We start from the raw sequence: 16,034 nt of genomic DNA, 5'->3' as shown, positions 1-16,034 counted from the left end.
CTCTTGCCATAAGCCCCGATAAAGCATTTTGGTCTGACCAATTCGGGGCACAGGGCATGCAGCGCTGCGGCTACATGCTTCGTCACCTCTTCCTCTGGAGATACTGGCATGCAGATCTGGCAACAAAACTACGATCCGCTGGGTAATATCTGGCTCTCAAGCCTTGTTGCTCTGATCCCGATTCTCTTTTTCTTCTTTGCGCTGATTAAGCTGAAGATGAAAGGCTATCTGGCGGCTACCACTACAGTGGTGCTGGCGCTGTTGGTGGCGTTGTTTCTCTATCAGATGCCGGTTGCACAGGCGCTGGCCGCCGTGGGTTATGGCTTTCTCTATGGATTGTGGCCGATTGCCTGGATTATTGTCGCGGCGGTATTCGTCTACAAGATCTCGGTCAAAACCGGCCAGTTCGATATTATCCGCGCCTCTATCCTCTCGATTACGCCCGATCAGCGTCTGCAGATGCTGATTGTCGGCTTCTCATTCGGGGCCTTCCTGGAGGGCGCTGCAGGCTTTGGTGCGCCAGTGGCGATTACTGCCGCGCTGCTGGTGGGACTCGGCTTTAATCCACTCTACGCCGCCGGCCTCTGCCTGATTGTAAACACCGCGCCGGTCGCCTTTGGTGCGATGGGCATTCCGATTATAGTGGCGGGCCAGGTGACCGGGCTGGACAGTTTTGCCATCGGTCAGATGGCCGGACGCCAGCTGCCGCTGCTGACCCTGATTGTGCTGTTCTGGATCATGGCGATCATGGATGGCTGGCGCGGCGTGAAAGAGACCTGGCCAGCGGTGGTTGTCGCGGGCGGATCCTTTGCCATTGCCCAGTTCCTCAGCTCTAACTTCCTGGGTCCTGAACTGCCCGATATTATCTCGTCACTCGCCTCGCTGGTTTCGCTGACGCTATTCCTGCGGGTCTGGAAACCGGTGCGTATCTTTCGGTTTGCCGATGCAGAGGCGAAGCAGGGCGATCCGCTGCTGCCTCCGCAGAAGTATCGGCTGGGCCAGGTGATCCGTGCCTGGATGCCGTTCCTGTTTCTTACTGCCACCGTCACGCTCTGGAGCATTCCGCCGTTTAAAGCGCTGTTTGCCAAAGGCGGTGCGCTCTATGACTGGGTGCTGGCTGTGCCGGTTCCGATGCTGAATGAGCTGGTGGCGCGGATGCCACCGGTCGTCAGCAGTGCGACGCCTTATCCGGCAATCTATAAACTGGATCTGGTTTCCGCCACGGGTACCGCCATTTTAATCGCAGCCATCATCGCTATGCTGTTCCTGCGCATGAAACCAAAGGCGGCGTTGCAGACCTTTGGTGAAACGCTGAAAGAGCTGGCGCTGCCAATCTACTCCATCGGAATGGTGCTGGCGTTTGCGTTTATCTCCAACTATTCCGGCCTCTCTGCGACGCTGGCACTGGCGCTGGCACACACCGGCCACGCATTTACCTTCTTCTCGCCGTTCCTCGGCTGGCTGGGTGTCTTCCTGACCGGATCAGATACCTCATCGAATGCACTGTTTGCCGCGTTACAGGCCACCACTGCCCAGCAGATTGGCGTCTCCGATATTTTGCTGGTGGCGGCGAATACCACCGGCGGCGTGACCGGTAAGATGATCTCGCCGCAGTCGATCGCCATCGCCTGTGCAGCGGTCGGGCTGGTGGGGAAAGAGTCCGACCTGTTCCGGTTTACCGTTAAACACAGCCTGATTTTCACCTGTATGGTCGGTGTGATTACCACACTTCAGGCCTATGTCTTCCCGTGGATGATCCCATGAACAGCCATGTCGATCCGCTGGTGATGCGCCTCCGGGCGTATATCACCGAACATCAGCTTGAACCGGGTATGCGACTGCCCGCCGAACGTCAGCTCTCTGCGGAGCTTGGCGTCTCCCGCTCCTCGCTTCGGGAAGCGATACAGCAGCTGATCAGCAGCGGAATGCTGATCAGCCGACGTGGCGGCGGCACCTGGCTCCGTCAGCAGCTGGCTCCCTGGTCGGAGCAACGCATCGTCGAGCCGATTCGTCAGTTACTGCGCGACGATCCCGACTACCGCTACGACATTCTGGAAGCGCGCCATGCCATTGAGGCCAGCACCGCCTGGCATGCCGCACTGCGCGCCACCGACAGCGACAAAGAGAAGCTGCAGTTCGCTTTCGACGCCACCCTGAAACTCAAGGAGAGTGACGATCCCGATCTCGCCGCGCAGGCGGATGTGCGCTTCCACCTGGCGATTGCCGAGGCGTCGCACAATGTGGTGCTGCTGCAGACCATGCGCGGTTTTTTTGAGCTGCTGCAGTCATCGGTGATGCAGACCCGTCAGCGCATGTACACCCAGCCTGCGATTTTCGGCCGCCTGACGGAACAGCATCAGGCGCTGCTTGATGCAATCCTTGCGGGCGACGCCGAAACGGCCCGTCAGGCGGCGATGCACCATCTGGGTTTTGTGCACACCACCATGAAAAGCCTGCATGAAGATGAAGCGCGTCAGGCGCGCATCACCCGTTTACCGGATAACGACATACGCAACCCTAAGGAATCTGACTGATGATTATCTCAGCTGCCAGTGATTATCGCGCCGCCGCGCAACGTATCCTGCCGCCGTTCCTGTTTCACTATCTTGATGGCGGTGCCTACGCCGAGCATACCCTGCGACGTAACGTGGAGGACCTGTCTGACGTAGCGTTGCGTCAGCGCATCCTGAAGAACATGTCGGAACTGAGCCTTGAGACAACATTATTTAATGAAACGTTGTCGATGCCGGTTGCGCTCGCACCGGTCGGTCTGTGCGGCATGTATGCCCGTCGGGGTGAAGTACAGGCCGCGCGCGCTGCCGCCCTGAAAGGCATTCCGTTTACGCTGTCGACAGTCTCGGTTTGCCCGATTGAAGAGGTGGCCCCGCAGATCAACCGCCCAATGTGGTTCCAGCTCTATGTGCTGCGTGATCGCGGGTTTATGCGCAATGCGCTGGAACGCGCCAAAGCCGCCGGTTGCTCAACGCTGGTGTTTACCGTGGATATGCCGACGCCGGGTGCACGCTATCGCGATGCGCACTCCGGGATGAGCGGTAATCATGCGGCGCTGCGTCGATACTGGCAGGCGGTTACTCATCCACAATGGGCACTGGATGTGGGCCTGCAGGGGCGTCCACACGATCTGGGGAATATCTCCGCCTATCTGGGTAAGCCGACCGGGCTGGAAGATTATATCGGCTGGCTGGCGAACAACTTTGATCCCTCGATCAGCTGGAAAGATCTGGAGTGGATCCGCGAGTTCTGGGACGGACCGATGGTGATCAAAGGTATTCTCGATCCGGAAGATGCGCGGGATGCGGTGCGCTTTGGCGCAGACGGCATCGTGGTCTCGAATCATGGCGGACGTCAGCTGGATGGTGTGCTCTCTTCGGCGCGGGCGCTGCCCGCGATTGCCGATGCCGTCAAAGGTGACATCACGATTCTGGCGGACAGTGGCATTCGTAACGGGCTGGATGTGGTGAGAATGATCGCGCTGGGCGCAGACAGCGTGCTGCTGGGAAGGGCCTTTATTTATGCGCTGGCGACCCACGGTCAGCGCGGTGTTGAAAACCTGCTGAACCTGATTGAGAAGGAGATGCGCGTTGCCATGACACTGACCGGCGCAAAATCCATTAGTGAAATCACCCGCGATTCACTGGTCCAGGCGGAGGCGTTGCTGGCCCCAGCAAGCACAAGCCACGTCCGCGTGCGGTGAATTAGCCTGCGAAAATGAATGCATTGTCTATACTTAGCTTCTTTACCAACAGGAGGAATGACATGACCATTCACAAGAAAGGTTCGGCGCACTGGGAAGGCGATATCAAAGGTAAAGGCACCGTCAGCACCGAGAGCGGCGTGCTGAGCCAGCAACCTTATGGCTTTAATACCCGTTTTGAAGGCGGTAAAGGCACCAACCCGGAAGAACTGATTGGTGCAGCGCATGCAGCCTGTTTCTCTATGGCGCTGTCGCTGATGCTGGGTAACGCGGGTCATCCGCCGGAAAGCATTGATACCACGGCCGACGTGTCGCTGGACAAAAAAGGCGACGGCTTTGCCATCACCAAAGTGGCGCTGACCAGCACCATCTCTCTGCCAGGCATTGATGCGTCAACTTTCGACGAGATTATCAATAAAGCCAAAGCAGGCTGCCCGGTTTCTCAGGTTCTGAATGCGGAAATTACGCTGGATTACACCCTGAACAACTGATGCCGGCGACGGGTCGCCTTTTGGTGGCCCGGACGTTATGCTATCCCCTCGGTCCTGTTACTGACCGAAACTGATGCGCCTTCTGGCGCATCTTCGCTTTCTGATGAGAGGAAACCGAGGTGACAAGATACCGGGCGGCCAAAAAGTACTGGAAGATGGTGCTGGTTCTTTTATGCATTTGCGGTGGTCTGCTGTTGATTCGCTGGGCCGCCATGATCTGGGCATGAGTCGATGAAGGGGACCGGGCGTCACACGCCGTGCAACGTTTTGATGGTGATGATTGCGCTGGAAGGGGAGCTCTGCCGGCTCACAGCCTCATGTCTGCCGGGATAATCGTGTTATTCAGACAAAGGCATCTTCACGCCGTTGTTTAGCCCGCACGTCACTGCGCGCAATGCGATACGCTTTGCGGGGATCGCCCACCACAAATTCAAAGGTTGGCGTGTAGTAAAATGGCAACCAGCCGCCATAGCTGCTCTCCCACTCCCATCGGACGGGGCAGGGCCACAGAATGCCATCATACAAAAGATAGTATACCCAGCGTCCACCAGGACGACGGGGGCGTGATGTTTTCATGGGATTCACTACGGTAATGGTTAACAACAGCTTATATTTTGTACGCTAAAGCGCCAGCTTGCAATGTTACAGCGCCGCTTTATTGAACCTGGTCCTGAATTAGCGATGGACCTCTCCGCAAAGCAGGACCACATTCGGCCTGACTTTATGAATGCGGTTCGCCATCGTTTCGCAGTCGACCTTTGTCGGATAGATGCGCTCCGAGACCGGCAGCGCTTCGCAGGCATCGTAGCCGCACGCGCTCACTAACAACACAAATCCTATCAACATAGTTCCTCTCCTTTGCACGGTCTGGTGGTACGGACTGCGGTGCTTTTTATCCCTTTTTAACATCCAGTATAGACAAACGTGACGGTGCGGCATTGTCAGTGTGAGCTATGGTCCGCCCGCAGGGTCATGCCGGCGTCTGTCAGCGTGTAAGAAGAGGAGTGATGCCTGCATTAACCCGCGAAATACCAGGCGGGCAGCAGCGCAATCAGGTTATTCAGGGTGTGGAGGAAGATGGGCAGCGCCAGACTGTTGCTCCGCAGCCGGGCATAGCAGAGCAGCAGTGAAAACAGCGTCAGGGCGATAAGCGTCTGCCAGTGCACATACTGCGTATGCATTACCGCAAACAGCAGCGAGGTGAGCAGCATACAGGCAAAGCGGCTGCGCGGCGCCCACAGCAGAAACCCCTGTAACAGAAAACCGCGGAACAGCACTTCTTCAAAAACCGGCGCCAGCAACACGGCGGTCAACAGCAGGATAAGCAGCGAATTACGTCCCTGCTGCGCCTGCATCACCAGCCAGCCTTCCGGCTGCATAAATTGCATCTGTGCTGCCATCAGGACAAACAACGCGCCGGTAAAGAGCAGGGTTTGCAGGGTATAAAGTTCACCCAGCGGTAAATCGGTACGGCGCTGGCAGTAGAAGCGATAAAGCGGGTAGATCACAGCAAATTCAAACAGACAGAGCACGGGCACCAGCAGGCCGTCATTACGCAGCACGCCGTAATTAGGGAACAGGGTGATCAGCATGGTAACCAGGTAATAGACCACAAAGCTGCCGACGTAGAACAGCGTCAGGGTCACTCTGTCGGAATTGATGTTCATAGGCGACTCAGCCAGCGAAGGTAAGCGCATAGTAGCAATGCCCCCGATCGCTGTCGAGTCAGCCTGTAACACAATATTTAAGCGCAAAATGTTTATCGCAGACTAAACACCCGAGTGCCCGAGCCGATAACTGAGGAAACTAATCGGGTCAGCACCCTGTGTGGTATTGCCGGCCTTTCATCTCAACCCCTGGTTGTGTAGTGGGCACTCTTAATGACTTTTAATCCTCCGGCGCCACCCGCGTTGCCATTCAGACATGTTGCTGAAGATCGCACTGTCCGCTTTACGCGGCGCAGCCTGCGTGTCCTTTCGCTGCTGCTGTTTGGCGTGCTGGCGCTCTCGATGCTGATGGTGCTGACGATTGCGCAGCGGCAAAACAGCGTATCGGTTGAGCATGACCGGCTGCTGATGCAGCAGGCGTGGAAAAGTCGTCAGGAGGCGATGGTAACGGATATCCGGGATTATGCGTTCTGGGGCGAAGCCTGGCAAAATCTCCATGTCAGTGTGGACAAAGTCTGGGCGTTTGACGAAGAGAACTTTGGTCCAGGCCTGTATGAGGAGTATCACTACGAGGGTGTTTTCGTGGTCGATGGTAAAGGCAACACCCGTTATTCAGTCATTAACGGCAAACTGGTGGATACGCCGCTGGAGGCCTGGCTGGGCAAAGAGACCTCTGCATTTATTGCGGCGGCACGTCAGCTTAACAACAAAGCGATGCATCGTGATGTGCTGATCAATCATCTGCCCGCCATCGTGGTTGCTGCCCCTATCACCAGTGGCAAAGTGAGGGCGGTGACGCCAGTGGCGGGGCCTCCGTCCATCATGATATTTGTGAGTCTGTTTACGCCTGAAAAATTAAAGGCGCTGGGAACATCGCTGGATGTACGCGAACTGCGCGTGCCAGCCAGTGAGGAGGATGCCCTGCGTGAACCCCGGATGATGTTAACGTTGCCGATGGGCGACCCGATTGTGCTGCGCTGGACCTCAAAGATGCCTGGCATGGGCCTGATCTGGTTTTTGCTGCCACTGCTGATGTTGATGGCGATCATCATCGCCATAATTACCCGTCGCGTCAGTCGCCATGCGCTCTCAAATGCAATTATCTCTGATCGGCGTTTCGCTATGCTGGCGATCAGTCAGCAGGAGCTTGCCAACAGCGAAGCGCGGTTTCGCGATCTCGCTGAGGCGGCGTCAGACTGGATCTGGGAGACGGATGCAGAGGGCCGGCTAATCTATCTGTCAGCGCGCTTTCATACCGTTACCGGCCATGACATTACGCACTGGCTGGGGCGTCACATCGATCATCTGCTGACGCATCCCAGCCATTCGCTGGTTGCCTGGCTGCGACGTCAGGAGGAGGACGGACAGCAGATGCCGCTGCGCTGTCAGTTCATGTCTGCGCACGGCAATCGTCGCATCGGCCAGCTGGTGGCAAAAACCATCTGGCACGACGCGAAACGCATCGGGTTTCGCGGTACGGTATCGGATATCACTCAGGGTATGGAAGCTGAGGCGCGCATTCAGTTCCTGTCGCGTCACGACGTCTTAACCGGCCTGTCGAACCGCATGCAGCTGCTGGAGTTTCTGACGCTACACCTTGCAATAACGGATGGCTCCGCGCCGCTGACGCTGGTCACACTCGATCTTGATCAGTTCCGGCCGATTAACGAAACCTGGGGTCATGCAGCAGGCGACGAGGTGCTGAGCCAGATAGCACAGCGACTGAAGCGCTGTATTGGTCCGCAGGAGCTGGTGGCGCGGCTGAGTGGCGATGAGTTTGTGCTGGTATTACGTGAAGCGAACCGTGAGCGGGTCGATCAGCGTTGTGCTCAGCTGGTGCATGAGGTTCAGCAACCGATCAGCACCGGCCAGCATGTCCACTATCTTACCATCAGCATGGGGATTGCCTGCGCACCTCAGGATGCCAGCCACCCGGAAGCGCTGCTGGAAATGGCAGATATTGCGCTGAATGAAGCGCGTGACGCGGGACGCAATCAGTGGGTCTGGTATGCCAATGAGATGACCAGCCAGCGGGAAGATAAACGTGAAATGGCGCGGCGGATTGAGAAAGCGCTGAAGAACAATGAGTTTCGCCTGCACTATCAGCCACGCTATCAACTGCTGACGGGGCAGCTGGCGGGCGCTGAGGCCCTGATTCGCTGGCAGATTGCCCCGGATCAATGGATAACGCCCGACCACTTCATTCCACTGGCGGAAGAGAGCGGTCTGATCGCCACCATCAGCGACTGGGTGCTGATGCGCGCCTGTGAGGATGCTCTGGGGTGGGGCGGCGAACGCTATGTTTCAGTCAATATATCGCCAATGGAGTTTCGCACCAGCGACCTGGTGCAACGAGTCGCGAACGCGCTCGAGAAAAGTGGCCTGCCGGCAACCCGGCTGGAGCTCGAAATTACTGAGAACGTTACCTTTGAACACCCACAGCATGCGCTGGAAATCATGCAGGGATTACGTTCGCTGGGTGTCCGGTTGACTGTTGATGATTTCGGCACCGGCTATGCCGCGCTGGGCTACCTGAAAACCTTCCCGTTTAATGGCCTGAAGATCGATCGTTCCTGGATGAAAGATTTCCCGGAGTCGCAGCAGGCACAGTCGGTGGTCGCGGGGATTATTGCGCTGGCTCGCGCCTTTGCCCTGACGATCACAGCAGAAGGCATTGAGACAGAAGCGCAGTTAAACCAGCTAAAACAGCTCTCATGCGAAGAAGGGCAAGGTTACTTCCTTGGCCGGCCGATGCCACTGGCTGCATTCAGAACGCTGCTGGAAAGAACGGCGCAAAATCAGCCTGAGATGGCTTAACGCACTTTGACCGCGAGGGCGGTCATTAGCATTGCGCAGACAACAAAAATAATCAGTTCCATTATGACCTCCACGGGGCTGGGTAAGAAAATTCTTAAGAAATTGTAGGGGTTCACGGTGACTTTTTTTGGCTGAAAATGCGATTAATCTCAAAAGGACGCCTGCCCAGCAGTTGGCTTAATCCTGCTGTAACAACTTTACCTTTTAAGGGTTCAGGTCTGCCGGCGCGTTTTGCTACTCTTGGGCAAGGTGTTACACGTCCAACAGGAGAATAAACGTGAGATTTTATGGAAAAGGGCTGCTGGTAGTCGGTCTGTTCGCATTAACCGCCTGTCAATCTGCCTCTCAACCCGACACTGCCCGTGTGGCGCAGGATCCCGACGCTGACCGCTGCGGCGCCTCACAGTTTCAACACTATATCGGCAAACCGTTGACCGCACTGCAGGGTCAGCACTTCGAACAGCAGGTGCGTCCGATCCCCTATAATTCAGCCGTCACCATGGACTTTAATCTCAACCGGCTTAATTTCCTGGCCGATAAAAATGGCAATATCAGCTCAGTTTATTGTGGCTAATGGCCAGAATGTCATAGGCTTGTCATAACAGCAGGCGAGGATAGCTGCGCGTTTGAGAAACTTCCTCGTCACACAATAGATAGTGCTCGTCTTGTTTATTCCCGCCCCGGCGGGAATTTTTTTAGCGTCCGCGGACCGGAACAGGAGCGAAGAAGAAGATGAAACGCATAGTGGCATTTCTGCCCACGTTGTTACTCAGCAGCACACTGGCGCATGCGTCCAGTGAAGACGCCTGGAAAAAGAGCCGCGAGGTGATGGTTCAGGCGTGCGTCAACGCCAGCCACCTGAGCAAAGTCAGGGTGCTGGGCGAACCGATCGAATATGACGACAACACAGGTTACAGTGCACTGTTGCTGGAGGGACGCTACCCGCAGCAGCACATGAAAAATAAGCGGGGACGGGAGCTCTGCCTGTTTCAGCGCAGCAGCGGACGTGCCAGCGTCAGCGAAGCGGATAAGTTACGCTGGGTGAAGTAGACGCCGGTTGATTTACGGCTCCGGCTGCGTGTCGATCAACTGAGCCAGCAAGGTGCGATAACGCTGCAACTGCATCTCGTCGCCCTCTACTTCCAGTTTATCGATCACCCGCGCAATCAGCACTTTACTGGTAGCGGGCTCGCCCGCTTCCATTATTTCACGCAGGATCACCGCCAGCAGATCGGACTCTGGCGGTGTCCGCCAGGCCGGGCTTTTAAAATAGTCGCTGATTGCACGGCTGGCGCTATTTGGTTGTACTCTCATTTCCCCACCTCCGCTGAAACACGCCACTGCCCCTTACTGCTGAGTAAGGGCGTATCTGTATGAAATAAGCTGGTTTGCCTCAGCGTAGCCGGATGGTCTGCACCGTTTTTTGCGGAGGACGTCGCACCGATAAGAATGATCGCCACACCGCCACGGCTGGCGGTTTTTTAAACATAGAAGCGGGGAGCGGGGTTGTCAGTAACAGAATGACATATTTTTCCATATTGATGAGGGGGCGTTTAAGAAGCGCATTTCAGTGCCGTCTGTCATCCGCGCGCTTCGCACTCTGAATTCCTGCGTCGGTGAAATTTGTGCCGGTAATTGAGCCGAATCAAAGCAGAATCCGTTCTTTCACTCTCTGTGCCATGTTTTGTCGGTCACGCTGAGAATGCGCGCGTTAGACTGAGCCTACCCTCTCTTTATATCGTCTGCTCATGCCACGCACTATTGAACCCTGGAAGATAAACCTGATCTCGGTCTGGTTTGGCTGCTTTTTTACCGGACTGGCGATTAGTCAGATTATCCCGTTTCTGCCGCTCTACCTTGAACAGCTAGGCGTAACCGGTGGCGAATCACTGAGCCTCTGGTCGGGTCTTACCTTCAGTATCACCTTTGTGGTCTCGGCGGCGGTGGCGCCGCTATGGGGCAGCCTGGCCGATCGCAAAGGTCGTAAACTGATGCTGCTGCGTGCGGCTTTTGGCATGGGCGTGGTGATCCTGCTGCAGGCTTTTGTCACGGAGGCCTGGCAGTTGCTGCTGCTGCGTGCCCTGATGGGGCTAACCTCCGGATATATCCCCAACGCCATGGCGCTGGTGGCGGCTCAGGTTCCGCGTGAACGAAGCGGCTGGGCGCTGAGCTGTGTCTCAACCGGTCAGATTGGCGGGGTGATTCTGGGGCCCATGCTGGGCGGGCTGCTGGCCGACTGGGTCGGTTTGCGTACGGTGTTTATTGTCACTGCGGTGCTGTTGATGGTCAGCTTTCTGGTGACGCTGTTCCTGATTAAAGAGACCGGTTATATCCCGGTCAGTAAAAAAGATAAGCTCAGCGGACGCGAGGTTTTCCGCTCGCTGGATAACCCAAAGCTGATGCTCTGCCTCTTTTTTACCACCATGGTGATTCAGATGTGCAACGGGTCGGTGAACCCGATTCTGACGTTGTTTGTGCGTGAACTGGCACCGACTGCGGAGAATATCGCTTTTCTGAGTGGCGTGATTGCCGCGCTGCCAGGCGTCTCAGCGCTGCTGGCGGCACCCCGGCTGGGGCGACTCGGCGATCGCATCGGCACGCAGCGTATCCTGCTGGCGACAATGGTTATCTCGCTGCTGCTGTTTGTTGCGATGTCGTTTGTGACCAGCACGACACAGCTGGGGATATTGCGGTTTCTGCTGGGCTTCGCCGATGGCGCAATGATGCCTGCGGTGCAGACGCTTCTGGTACGTCATTCGCGCGACAACATCACCGGGCGAATCTTCGGCTATAACCAGTCGTTTATGTATCTCGGCAATGTCGCAGGCCCGCTACTGGGGGCTGCGGTGTCGGCGGTGGCAGGTTTCCGCTGGGTCTTTTTTGCCACCGCCGTGGTGGTGCTGATTAATGTGCTGTTTCTGAAGCGTTTTTACCGGCGTCCGAAGACCGAGCTGCCGCTGGCTGAGAAATCGTCAGCTCAGCCTGCCAGCGCTGCTGAGTCAGTAAAAACTCAGGACTGACGCTGGGGCTCCAGGAGTCATCGCCGCCAACGCCCATGTGAAACGCATCCAGATGCAGCCAGCAGCCCGTTTCAGGACGCAGAAGGTGGCGGTGTGAAGTCTCCCGCAGCTGCTCCAGACTGAAGCGGCTTAGCGAGAAAGCGAAGTCGCCGCTGACCTGCCAGCTGCCGCTGTCGAGCTGACGCGTACCGCCACGCTGACCATTCTCGCTGGGGAAAACGTAGGGCGTTGAAAGCTGATCCAGCGGCAGCTGCCAGCGGGAAAACTGCGCGGCCAGCTGGCGGTCGGGATAGTTTTCATGCGGACCCAGGCCCAGCCAGCTAACCTGCTGCGGGATGTGTGCCAGCTCACAGCGCAAGCCGATGCGTGCGGGCGGTGGCAATCCGCGCGACTGCTCAACCGACAGCTGTAGGTGTAACTCACCCTGCACGTTGATCACATAACGTTTACGGCTGATGAACGCGAGCTCACCGTTGGCGAGCCAGCCATGCAGCGTCTCAATCTGCACTGCCTGCGACAACGTATTCGCCGTGATCGATACCAGACTGCTGCTCATCTGGTCATAACCCGCCGTTTTCCAGCGTTCAACCCAGGCATCAGGATCAACCCGTTCCGCTTCGCTGGTGCCGATGTCATTGTCCAGCGGCGCGCGGATAAAGCAGTCCTGAAGAGGGGAGAGCAGCGTCGGCTCCTCATTGACAAACCACTGCGTCAGTTCGCCGCTGTGGCGTGAAAAATGCCAGCGTTGCTGCTGATGAGTGACAACAATGTCACTGGCATCATTGTGCAGCACAGGTGCTTCGGCAGCCTCTGGCTGTAATGGCATCGCCAGCGCCGAGGGCAGCGCCCACTGGTGCCAGGCGACGCGCCAGCCAGCAACGCTCCAGGGTGTGGCGTTGATCTGATGAATCGCGACGTTCAGCCAGCATTCGCCGTATAACGCGGGCGGTGTAGGCAGCGTGATCCGCTGCTGACTCTGCGCGGTGATATCCAGCACTATTTCGCCTTCTGTCACCACCTCTCCTTCCTGCTCAATGGACCAGCGCAGCACTTCATTATCACTGTGGCGGAACAGATAGTCGCTGCTGATCGTAACGCTCAGCGGATCGCGGGGATCAACGGTAAACTGATAAAACTGCTGGGCGCGCTGCGCTTCATAAAGCGCTGGATGTGGCGTGCGATCGGCAAACACCAGCCCGTTCATACAGAACTGACGATCGTTAGGCTTATCGCCAAAATCACCGCCGTAAGCCTGCCAGGAGTTGCCCTGTTCATCATGGCGGGTCAGGCTCTGATCCACCCAGTCCCAGACGAAGCCGCCCTGCAGTCGCGGGAACTGACGGAAGGCCTCCCAGTACTTCGCAAAACCGCCGAAACTGTTGCCCATGGCATGCGCGTATTCACACAGGATCAACGGACGCGTTTCGCCCGGCAGACCGATCCACTTCTTAAGCGACCATTTCGGCACTGCCGGGAACGGCTGATCTTCATCAACCCTGGCATACATCGGGCAGATAATATCGGTTGCGGCGGTATCTGCACCGCCGCCTTCATACTGCACCGGACGGGTTGGATCGCTGCTTTTCACCCAGCGGTAGAGCGCGTCATGGGTGGCGCCATGTCCTGACTCGTTGCCCAGCGACCAGATGATAATGCTGCAGTGATTACGATCGCGCTGCACCATGCGCGTGACGCGTTCGCTGTAGGCCGCGAACCAGCGGGGATCATCGGAGAGCCGGTTCATCGGCTGCATGCCGTGGGTTTCGATATTGGCCTCATCCACGACATAAAGCCCGTACTGGTCACACAACCGGTACCAGAGCGGATGATTAGGGTAGTGCGAACAGCGGACCGCATTGAAATTGTGCTGCTTCATCAGCTCGATGTCACGGCGCATCGTCGCCTCATCCACTACCTGACCGTGCTCCGGATGGTGCTCATGGCGGTTGGTGCCCCGGATCAGCAGCGGTTTGCCGTTGAGGCAGAGCAGGCCGTTGTCGATGGTGACCTGACGGAAGCCAACATCGTAAGCTTCCACTTCGACCAGCTGCTGATCGCCATCCAGCAGCGCCAGCGTCGCACGATAGAGGTGGGGCGTTTCGGCGCTCCACAGCGCGGGCTGTTCAACCGGCAGGCTGAGCAGGGCGCGTTCAGGATAGTGACCCCGTTCGTCAATGATCGCGCTGCCCAGCGGCTGCTGACACTGCGCAACCTGCTGTTTACCCTGCCACAGCGTCAGGCGCAGCTGATAGCGCGAGGTGGCGTCCGGCGGTAAGGCGACGCGGACCTGGGCGCGTAGCTCGGCACGGGTAAACTCCGGGCTGAGCCGGGTTTCCAGCTGAACGTCGGCCAGATGCACCTGCGGTTTATGCAGTAATGTGACATCGCGGAAAATGCCGCTCATCCGCCACATATCCTGATCTTCCAGATAGCTGCCGTCGCTCCAGCGCAGCACCATCACCGCCAGCCGGTTTTTGCCCGGTCGCAGATGAGGACTCAGGTCAAATTCGGCGGGCAGGCGGCTGTCCTGAGAGTAGCCAATCCAGCGCCCATTGCACCACAGGTGAAAAGCCGAATTTACGCCGTCAAAAATGATGCGTGTCTGTCCCGAATCGAGCCAGGCTGTGTCAGTCGTGAATGTGAGCGAGTAACATCCGGTGGGATTCCCGGCGGGAACCAGCGGAGGATTAACGGGAATCGGATATTGTACGTTGGTGTAAATGGGCGCATCGAAGCCGTGCATCTGCCAGTTAGCCGGGACCGGAATCGTGCTGGCATCCGGCAGATCCTGCAATAACCAGCTGGCAGGCACCGCTTCAGGCTGAGCAAAGTAACTAAATCCCCACTCTCCGTTGAGACATTGCCGTGACGCCGAAGGATGATCATCGCGCGCCGCCGCTTCATCGCGCCAGCTGGCGAATGGCGGATGGGCATCCAGACGATGCAGCGAGGTCACGACCGGGTTCTCCCAGTCGCGCCGGGAGAGGATGTCACTGAAAGTAGCCAGAGAGAGAGTCATGATTTTATCCTGTAAATGTAATGCGCTCACAATGCGCAAAATTCGTCAGTCTGTAAAGTGTTCACCCTCCCGATTTACACAAATAGTCCTGTTAACAAACTCACCGGGATGTTGAGAATACGACGACATACTGGCGGTAAAACGTTAAGTCTGGTCAGCAAAGATGAATAGCCGCCTGAAGCAGAGGAATCTCACTTGTCGCCATGCCAGCGGCTTCATACACTCAGCCCGATTTTTTCACTCTGAGGTAGATAGGGTACGAATCATTAAGCTGGTGGCTGTTGTGGGATTAGTGACTGCATTAAGTGGATGTATTTTCCCGCCTCCCGGCGGCGGTTGGGGCGGACACGGTGGCGGGCCGGGTCACGGATTCGTAAATCCTCGTTAAGCTTCTCTGTTTCATTTCAGGCAAGCGACATTTAACCGCGGCAGTGCAACCCCACAAAACGTTTCGCCAGCAAAATAACCGTAAATGGCTGAACAGATGGGATAAATGTGGGCTAAGCCACTGAAAAAATGGCTGTCGCCCTCTGTTTTTTTAGCCAGCGTGGTGATAATTTCAGCTTTTCTCCACCGCTGAGACAACAGCATGAAAAACCTGATTGCTGAGTTACTGGTAAAGCTGGCTGAAAAAGAGGCGACAGCGAAAGAGCAAATGGCGCAGATTGAAGCACTGGAGATCGTTGTCACTGCGCTGGTTCGCAAGCTGGAGCCGCAACAACATCTGGCAATCACCACCAGCATTGAAAGCGCTATGGACAACGTGGCTGATGCTGATGATAACGATGCACGCCTGCTGCGCAATTACATTGAAAAGCTGCTCCATCATCCCCGCCAGTATTGATCCCGGAACAGGTCGGGAATGGGATCTTCCCATCACTTTGACCTCAAACATTTTCTGCTTTGCTTATTCGCTGCCAGAATAATAGAGGACAATCCACTGTGGAGTTATCAAGATGAAAGTCGGTTTAATGGCGATGATGATGGCAGGCCTGCTGGTCAGCGGGCTGGCAGGTGCTGCGGAGAAAACTCCGCAGCAGGAGAAAATGACGATGTGCAACCAGCATGCGAAATCACAGGATCTCAAAGGGGATGCGCGCAAAACCTTTATGAGTGAATGCCTGAAAAAGGACAGCAAGATGTCGCAGATGTCACCGCAGCAGATGAAAATGAAAAGCTGTAACGGTGAAGCCGGTGATAAAAAACTGGCAGGCGATGCCCGTAAAACCTTTATGAGTCAGTGCCTGAAAAAGAGCTGATGATGCCCACGGCCACGCAGGTGGCCGCTTCTATCTGCCGCCCGAT

Annotated in this window: 17 protein-coding genes; 11 read left to right on the top strand and 6 right to left on the bottom strand. The window is 56.6% G+C overall.

What is annotated here, in order from left to right:
- Positions 1-108: 108 nt before the first annotated feature.
- From lldP to yniD, 5 genes are all read left to right on the top strand, one after another.
- Complete coding sequence (gene lldP, locus KTJ90_RS15050; RefSeq protein WP_003850089.1) at positions 109-1,764, top strand: L-lactate permease; 1,656 nt, start codon at positions 109-111, stop codon at positions 1,762-1,764.
- Entirely contained in the window at positions 1,761-2,534 is a 774-nt protein-coding gene (lldR, locus tag KTJ90_RS15045; protein ID WP_039659034.1) for a transcriptional regulator LldR, read from the top strand. Before lldP ends, lldR begins: the two co-directional genes overlap by 4 nt.
- Positions 2,534-3,715, top strand: coding sequence for an FMN-dependent L-lactate dehydrogenase LldD (lldD, locus tag KTJ90_RS15040; RefSeq protein ID WP_499025243.1), 1,182 nt, complete (start codon positions 2,534-2,536; stop codon positions 3,713-3,715). The genes lldR and lldD overlap by 1 nt, the downstream gene beginning before the upstream one ends.
- A 62-nt stretch (positions 3,716-3,777) precedes the next feature.
- Positions 3,778-4,206: an OsmC family protein gene (locus KTJ90_RS15035; RefSeq protein ID WP_003850085.1), complete on the top strand. Its 429-nt coding sequence runs from the start codon at positions 3,778-3,780 to the stop codon at positions 4,204-4,206.
- 155 nt (positions 4,207-4,361) lie between these two features.
- Positions 4,362-4,433, top strand: a complete 72-nt coding sequence (gene yniD / locus KTJ90_RS15030) for a small membrane protein YniD (protein WP_370581736.1) — start codon at positions 4,362-4,364, stop codon at positions 4,431-4,433.
- A gap of 115 nt (positions 4,434-4,548) precedes the next feature.
- On the opposite strand, the gene KTJ90_RS15025 is transcribed toward yniD, so the two are convergent.
- The 3 genes from KTJ90_RS15025 to KTJ90_RS15015 form a co-directional block, all read right to left on the bottom strand.
- A complete protein-coding gene (locus tag KTJ90_RS15025; RefSeq protein WP_008924857.1) occupies positions 4,549-4,782 on the bottom strand; it encodes a hypothetical protein in 234 nt (77 codons plus the stop codon).
- A 99-nt stretch (positions 4,783-4,881) separates the two neighbouring features.
- Complete coding sequence (locus KTJ90_RS15020; protein ID WP_003850083.1) at positions 4,882-5,052, bottom strand: hypothetical protein; 171 nt, start codon at positions 5,050-5,052, stop codon at positions 4,882-4,884.
- Between the two features lie 170 nt (positions 5,053-5,222).
- A complete protein-coding gene (locus KTJ90_RS15015) occupies positions 5,223-5,873 on the bottom strand; it encodes a CPBP family intramembrane glutamic endopeptidase (RefSeq protein WP_003850082.1) in 651 nt (216 codons plus the stop codon).
- A 213-nt stretch (positions 5,874-6,086) separates the two neighbouring features.
- On the opposite strand from KTJ90_RS15015, the gene KTJ90_RS15010 reads away from it, so the two are divergent.
- The 3 genes from KTJ90_RS15010 to KTJ90_RS15000 all read left to right on the top strand — a co-directional run bounded on the left by KTJ90_RS15010 (position 6,087) and on the right by KTJ90_RS15000 (position 9,740).
- Positions 6,087-8,690 (top strand): bifunctional diguanylate cyclase/phosphodiesterase, encoded by a 2,604-nt coding sequence (locus KTJ90_RS15010; RefSeq protein ID WP_192378136.1) that lies wholly within the window; start codon positions 6,087-6,089, stop codon positions 8,688-8,690.
- A 277-nt stretch (positions 8,691-8,967) separates the two neighbouring features.
- Positions 8,968-9,264 (top strand): I78 family peptidase inhibitor, encoded by a 297-nt coding sequence (locus tag KTJ90_RS15005; RefSeq protein ID WP_003850080.1) that lies wholly within the window; start codon positions 8,968-8,970, stop codon positions 9,262-9,264.
- 158 nt (positions 9,265-9,422) lie between these two features.
- Complete coding sequence (locus KTJ90_RS15000) at positions 9,423-9,740, top strand: hypothetical protein (RefSeq protein WP_003850079.1); 318 nt, start codon at positions 9,423-9,425, stop codon at positions 9,738-9,740.
- A gap of 12 nt (positions 9,741-9,752) precedes the next feature.
- Here KTJ90_RS15000 and KTJ90_RS14995 read toward each other — a convergent pair whose 3' ends face one another.
- Positions 9,753-10,004, bottom strand: coding sequence for a biofilm development regulator YmgB/AriR family protein (locus tag KTJ90_RS14995; protein ID WP_003850078.1), 252 nt, complete (start codon positions 10,002-10,004; stop codon positions 9,753-9,755).
- Positions 10,005-10,438: 434 nt separating this feature from the next.
- Here KTJ90_RS14995 and KTJ90_RS14990 point away from each other — a divergent pair, with 434 nt between their 5' ends.
- Positions 10,439-11,710, top strand: a complete 1,272-nt coding sequence (locus KTJ90_RS14990) for a multidrug efflux MFS transporter (RefSeq protein WP_071591687.1) — start codon at positions 10,439-10,441, stop codon at positions 11,708-11,710.
- Here the strand turns inward: KTJ90_RS14990 and KTJ90_RS14985 are convergent.
- Both KTJ90_RS14985 and KTJ90_RS14980 read right to left on the bottom strand, forming a co-directional pair.
- Complete coding sequence (locus KTJ90_RS14985; protein ID WP_499025234.1) at positions 11,595-14,729, bottom strand: beta-galactosidase; 3,135 nt, start codon at positions 14,727-14,729, stop codon at positions 11,595-11,597. The two genes, KTJ90_RS14990 and KTJ90_RS14985, sit on opposite strands and share 116 nt — an antisense overlap.
- Before the next feature lie 399 nt (positions 14,730-15,128).
- Positions 15,129-15,320 (bottom strand): hypothetical protein, encoded by a 192-nt coding sequence (locus tag KTJ90_RS14980; RefSeq protein WP_003850076.1) that lies wholly within the window; start codon positions 15,318-15,320, stop codon positions 15,129-15,131.
- Between KTJ90_RS14980 and iraP the strand changes: the two genes are divergently transcribed.
- Together iraP and KTJ90_RS14970 are read left to right on the top strand one after the other, a co-directional pair.
- Complete coding sequence (gene iraP / locus KTJ90_RS14975) at positions 15,319-15,573, top strand: anti-adapter protein IraP (RefSeq protein WP_003850075.1); 255 nt, start codon at positions 15,319-15,321, stop codon at positions 15,571-15,573. The two genes, KTJ90_RS14980 and iraP, sit on opposite strands and share 2 nt — an antisense overlap.
- A 112-nt stretch (positions 15,574-15,685) precedes the next feature.
- Positions 15,686-15,988 carry a PsiF family protein gene (locus KTJ90_RS14970; protein WP_003850074.1) on the top strand — a complete coding sequence of 101 codons (303 nt, stop codon included), beginning with the start codon at positions 15,686-15,688 and terminating at the stop codon, positions 15,986-15,988.
- The last annotated feature ends 46 nt before the right edge of the window (positions 15,989-16,034 follow it).

The organism is Pantoea jilinensis (assembly GCF_019104105.1).
Taxonomy (GTDB): domain Bacteria; phylum Pseudomonadota; class Gammaproteobacteria; order Enterobacterales; family Enterobacteriaceae; genus Pantoea; species Pantoea eucalypti.
This window is presented reverse-complemented; position numbering and strand designations above follow the sequence as displayed.

Coding starts and splice junctions, on each gene's coding strand:
- KTJ90_RS14995 (WP_003850078.1), bottom strand. CDS start 10,004: ATGAGAGTACAACCAAATAGCGCCAGCCGTGCAATCAGCGACTATTTT.
- lldR (WP_039659034.1), top strand. CDS start 1,761: ATGAACAGCCATGTCGATCCGCTGGTGATGCGCCTCCGGGCGTATATC.
- KTJ90_RS15010 (WP_192378136.1), top strand. CDS start 6,087: ATGACTTTTAATCCTCCGGCGCCACCCGCGTTGCCATTCAGACATGTT.
- KTJ90_RS14980 (WP_003850076.1), bottom strand. CDS start 15,320: ATGCTGTTGTCTCAGCGGTGGAGAAAAGCTGAAATTATCACCACGCTG.
- lldP (WP_003850089.1), top strand. CDS start 109: ATGCAGATCTGGCAACAAAACTACGATCCGCTGGGTAATATCTGGCTC.
- KTJ90_RS14990 (WP_071591687.1), top strand. CDS start 10,439: ATGCCACGCACTATTGAACCCTGGAAGATAAACCTGATCTCGGTCTGG.
- KTJ90_RS15000 (WP_003850079.1), top strand. CDS start 9,423: ATGAAACGCATAGTGGCATTTCTGCCCACGTTGTTACTCAGCAGCACA.
- KTJ90_RS14970 (WP_003850074.1), top strand. CDS start 15,686: ATGAAAGTCGGTTTAATGGCGATGATGATGGCAGGCCTGCTGGTCAGC.
- KTJ90_RS15020 (WP_003850083.1), bottom strand. CDS start 5,052: ATGTTGATAGGATTTGTGTTGTTAGTGAGCGCGTGCGGCTACGATGCC.
- iraP (WP_003850075.1), top strand. CDS start 15,319: ATGAAAAACCTGATTGCTGAGTTACTGGTAAAGCTGGCTGAAAAAGAG.
- KTJ90_RS15015 (WP_003850082.1), bottom strand. CDS start 5,873: ATGAACATCAATTCCGACAGAGTGACCCTGACGCTGTTCTACGTCGGC.
- KTJ90_RS14985 (WP_499025234.1), bottom strand. CDS start 14,729: ATGACTCTCTCTCTGGCTACTTTCAGTGACATCCTCTCCCGGCGCGAC.
- KTJ90_RS15035 (WP_003850085.1), top strand. CDS start 3,778: ATGACCATTCACAAGAAAGGTTCGGCGCACTGGGAAGGCGATATCAAA.
- lldD (WP_499025243.1), top strand. CDS start 2,534: ATGATTATCTCAGCTGCCAGTGATTATCGCGCCGCCGCGCAACGTATC.
- KTJ90_RS15025 (WP_008924857.1), bottom strand. CDS start 4,782: ATGAAAACATCACGCCCCCGTCGTCCTGGTGGACGCTGGGTATACTAT.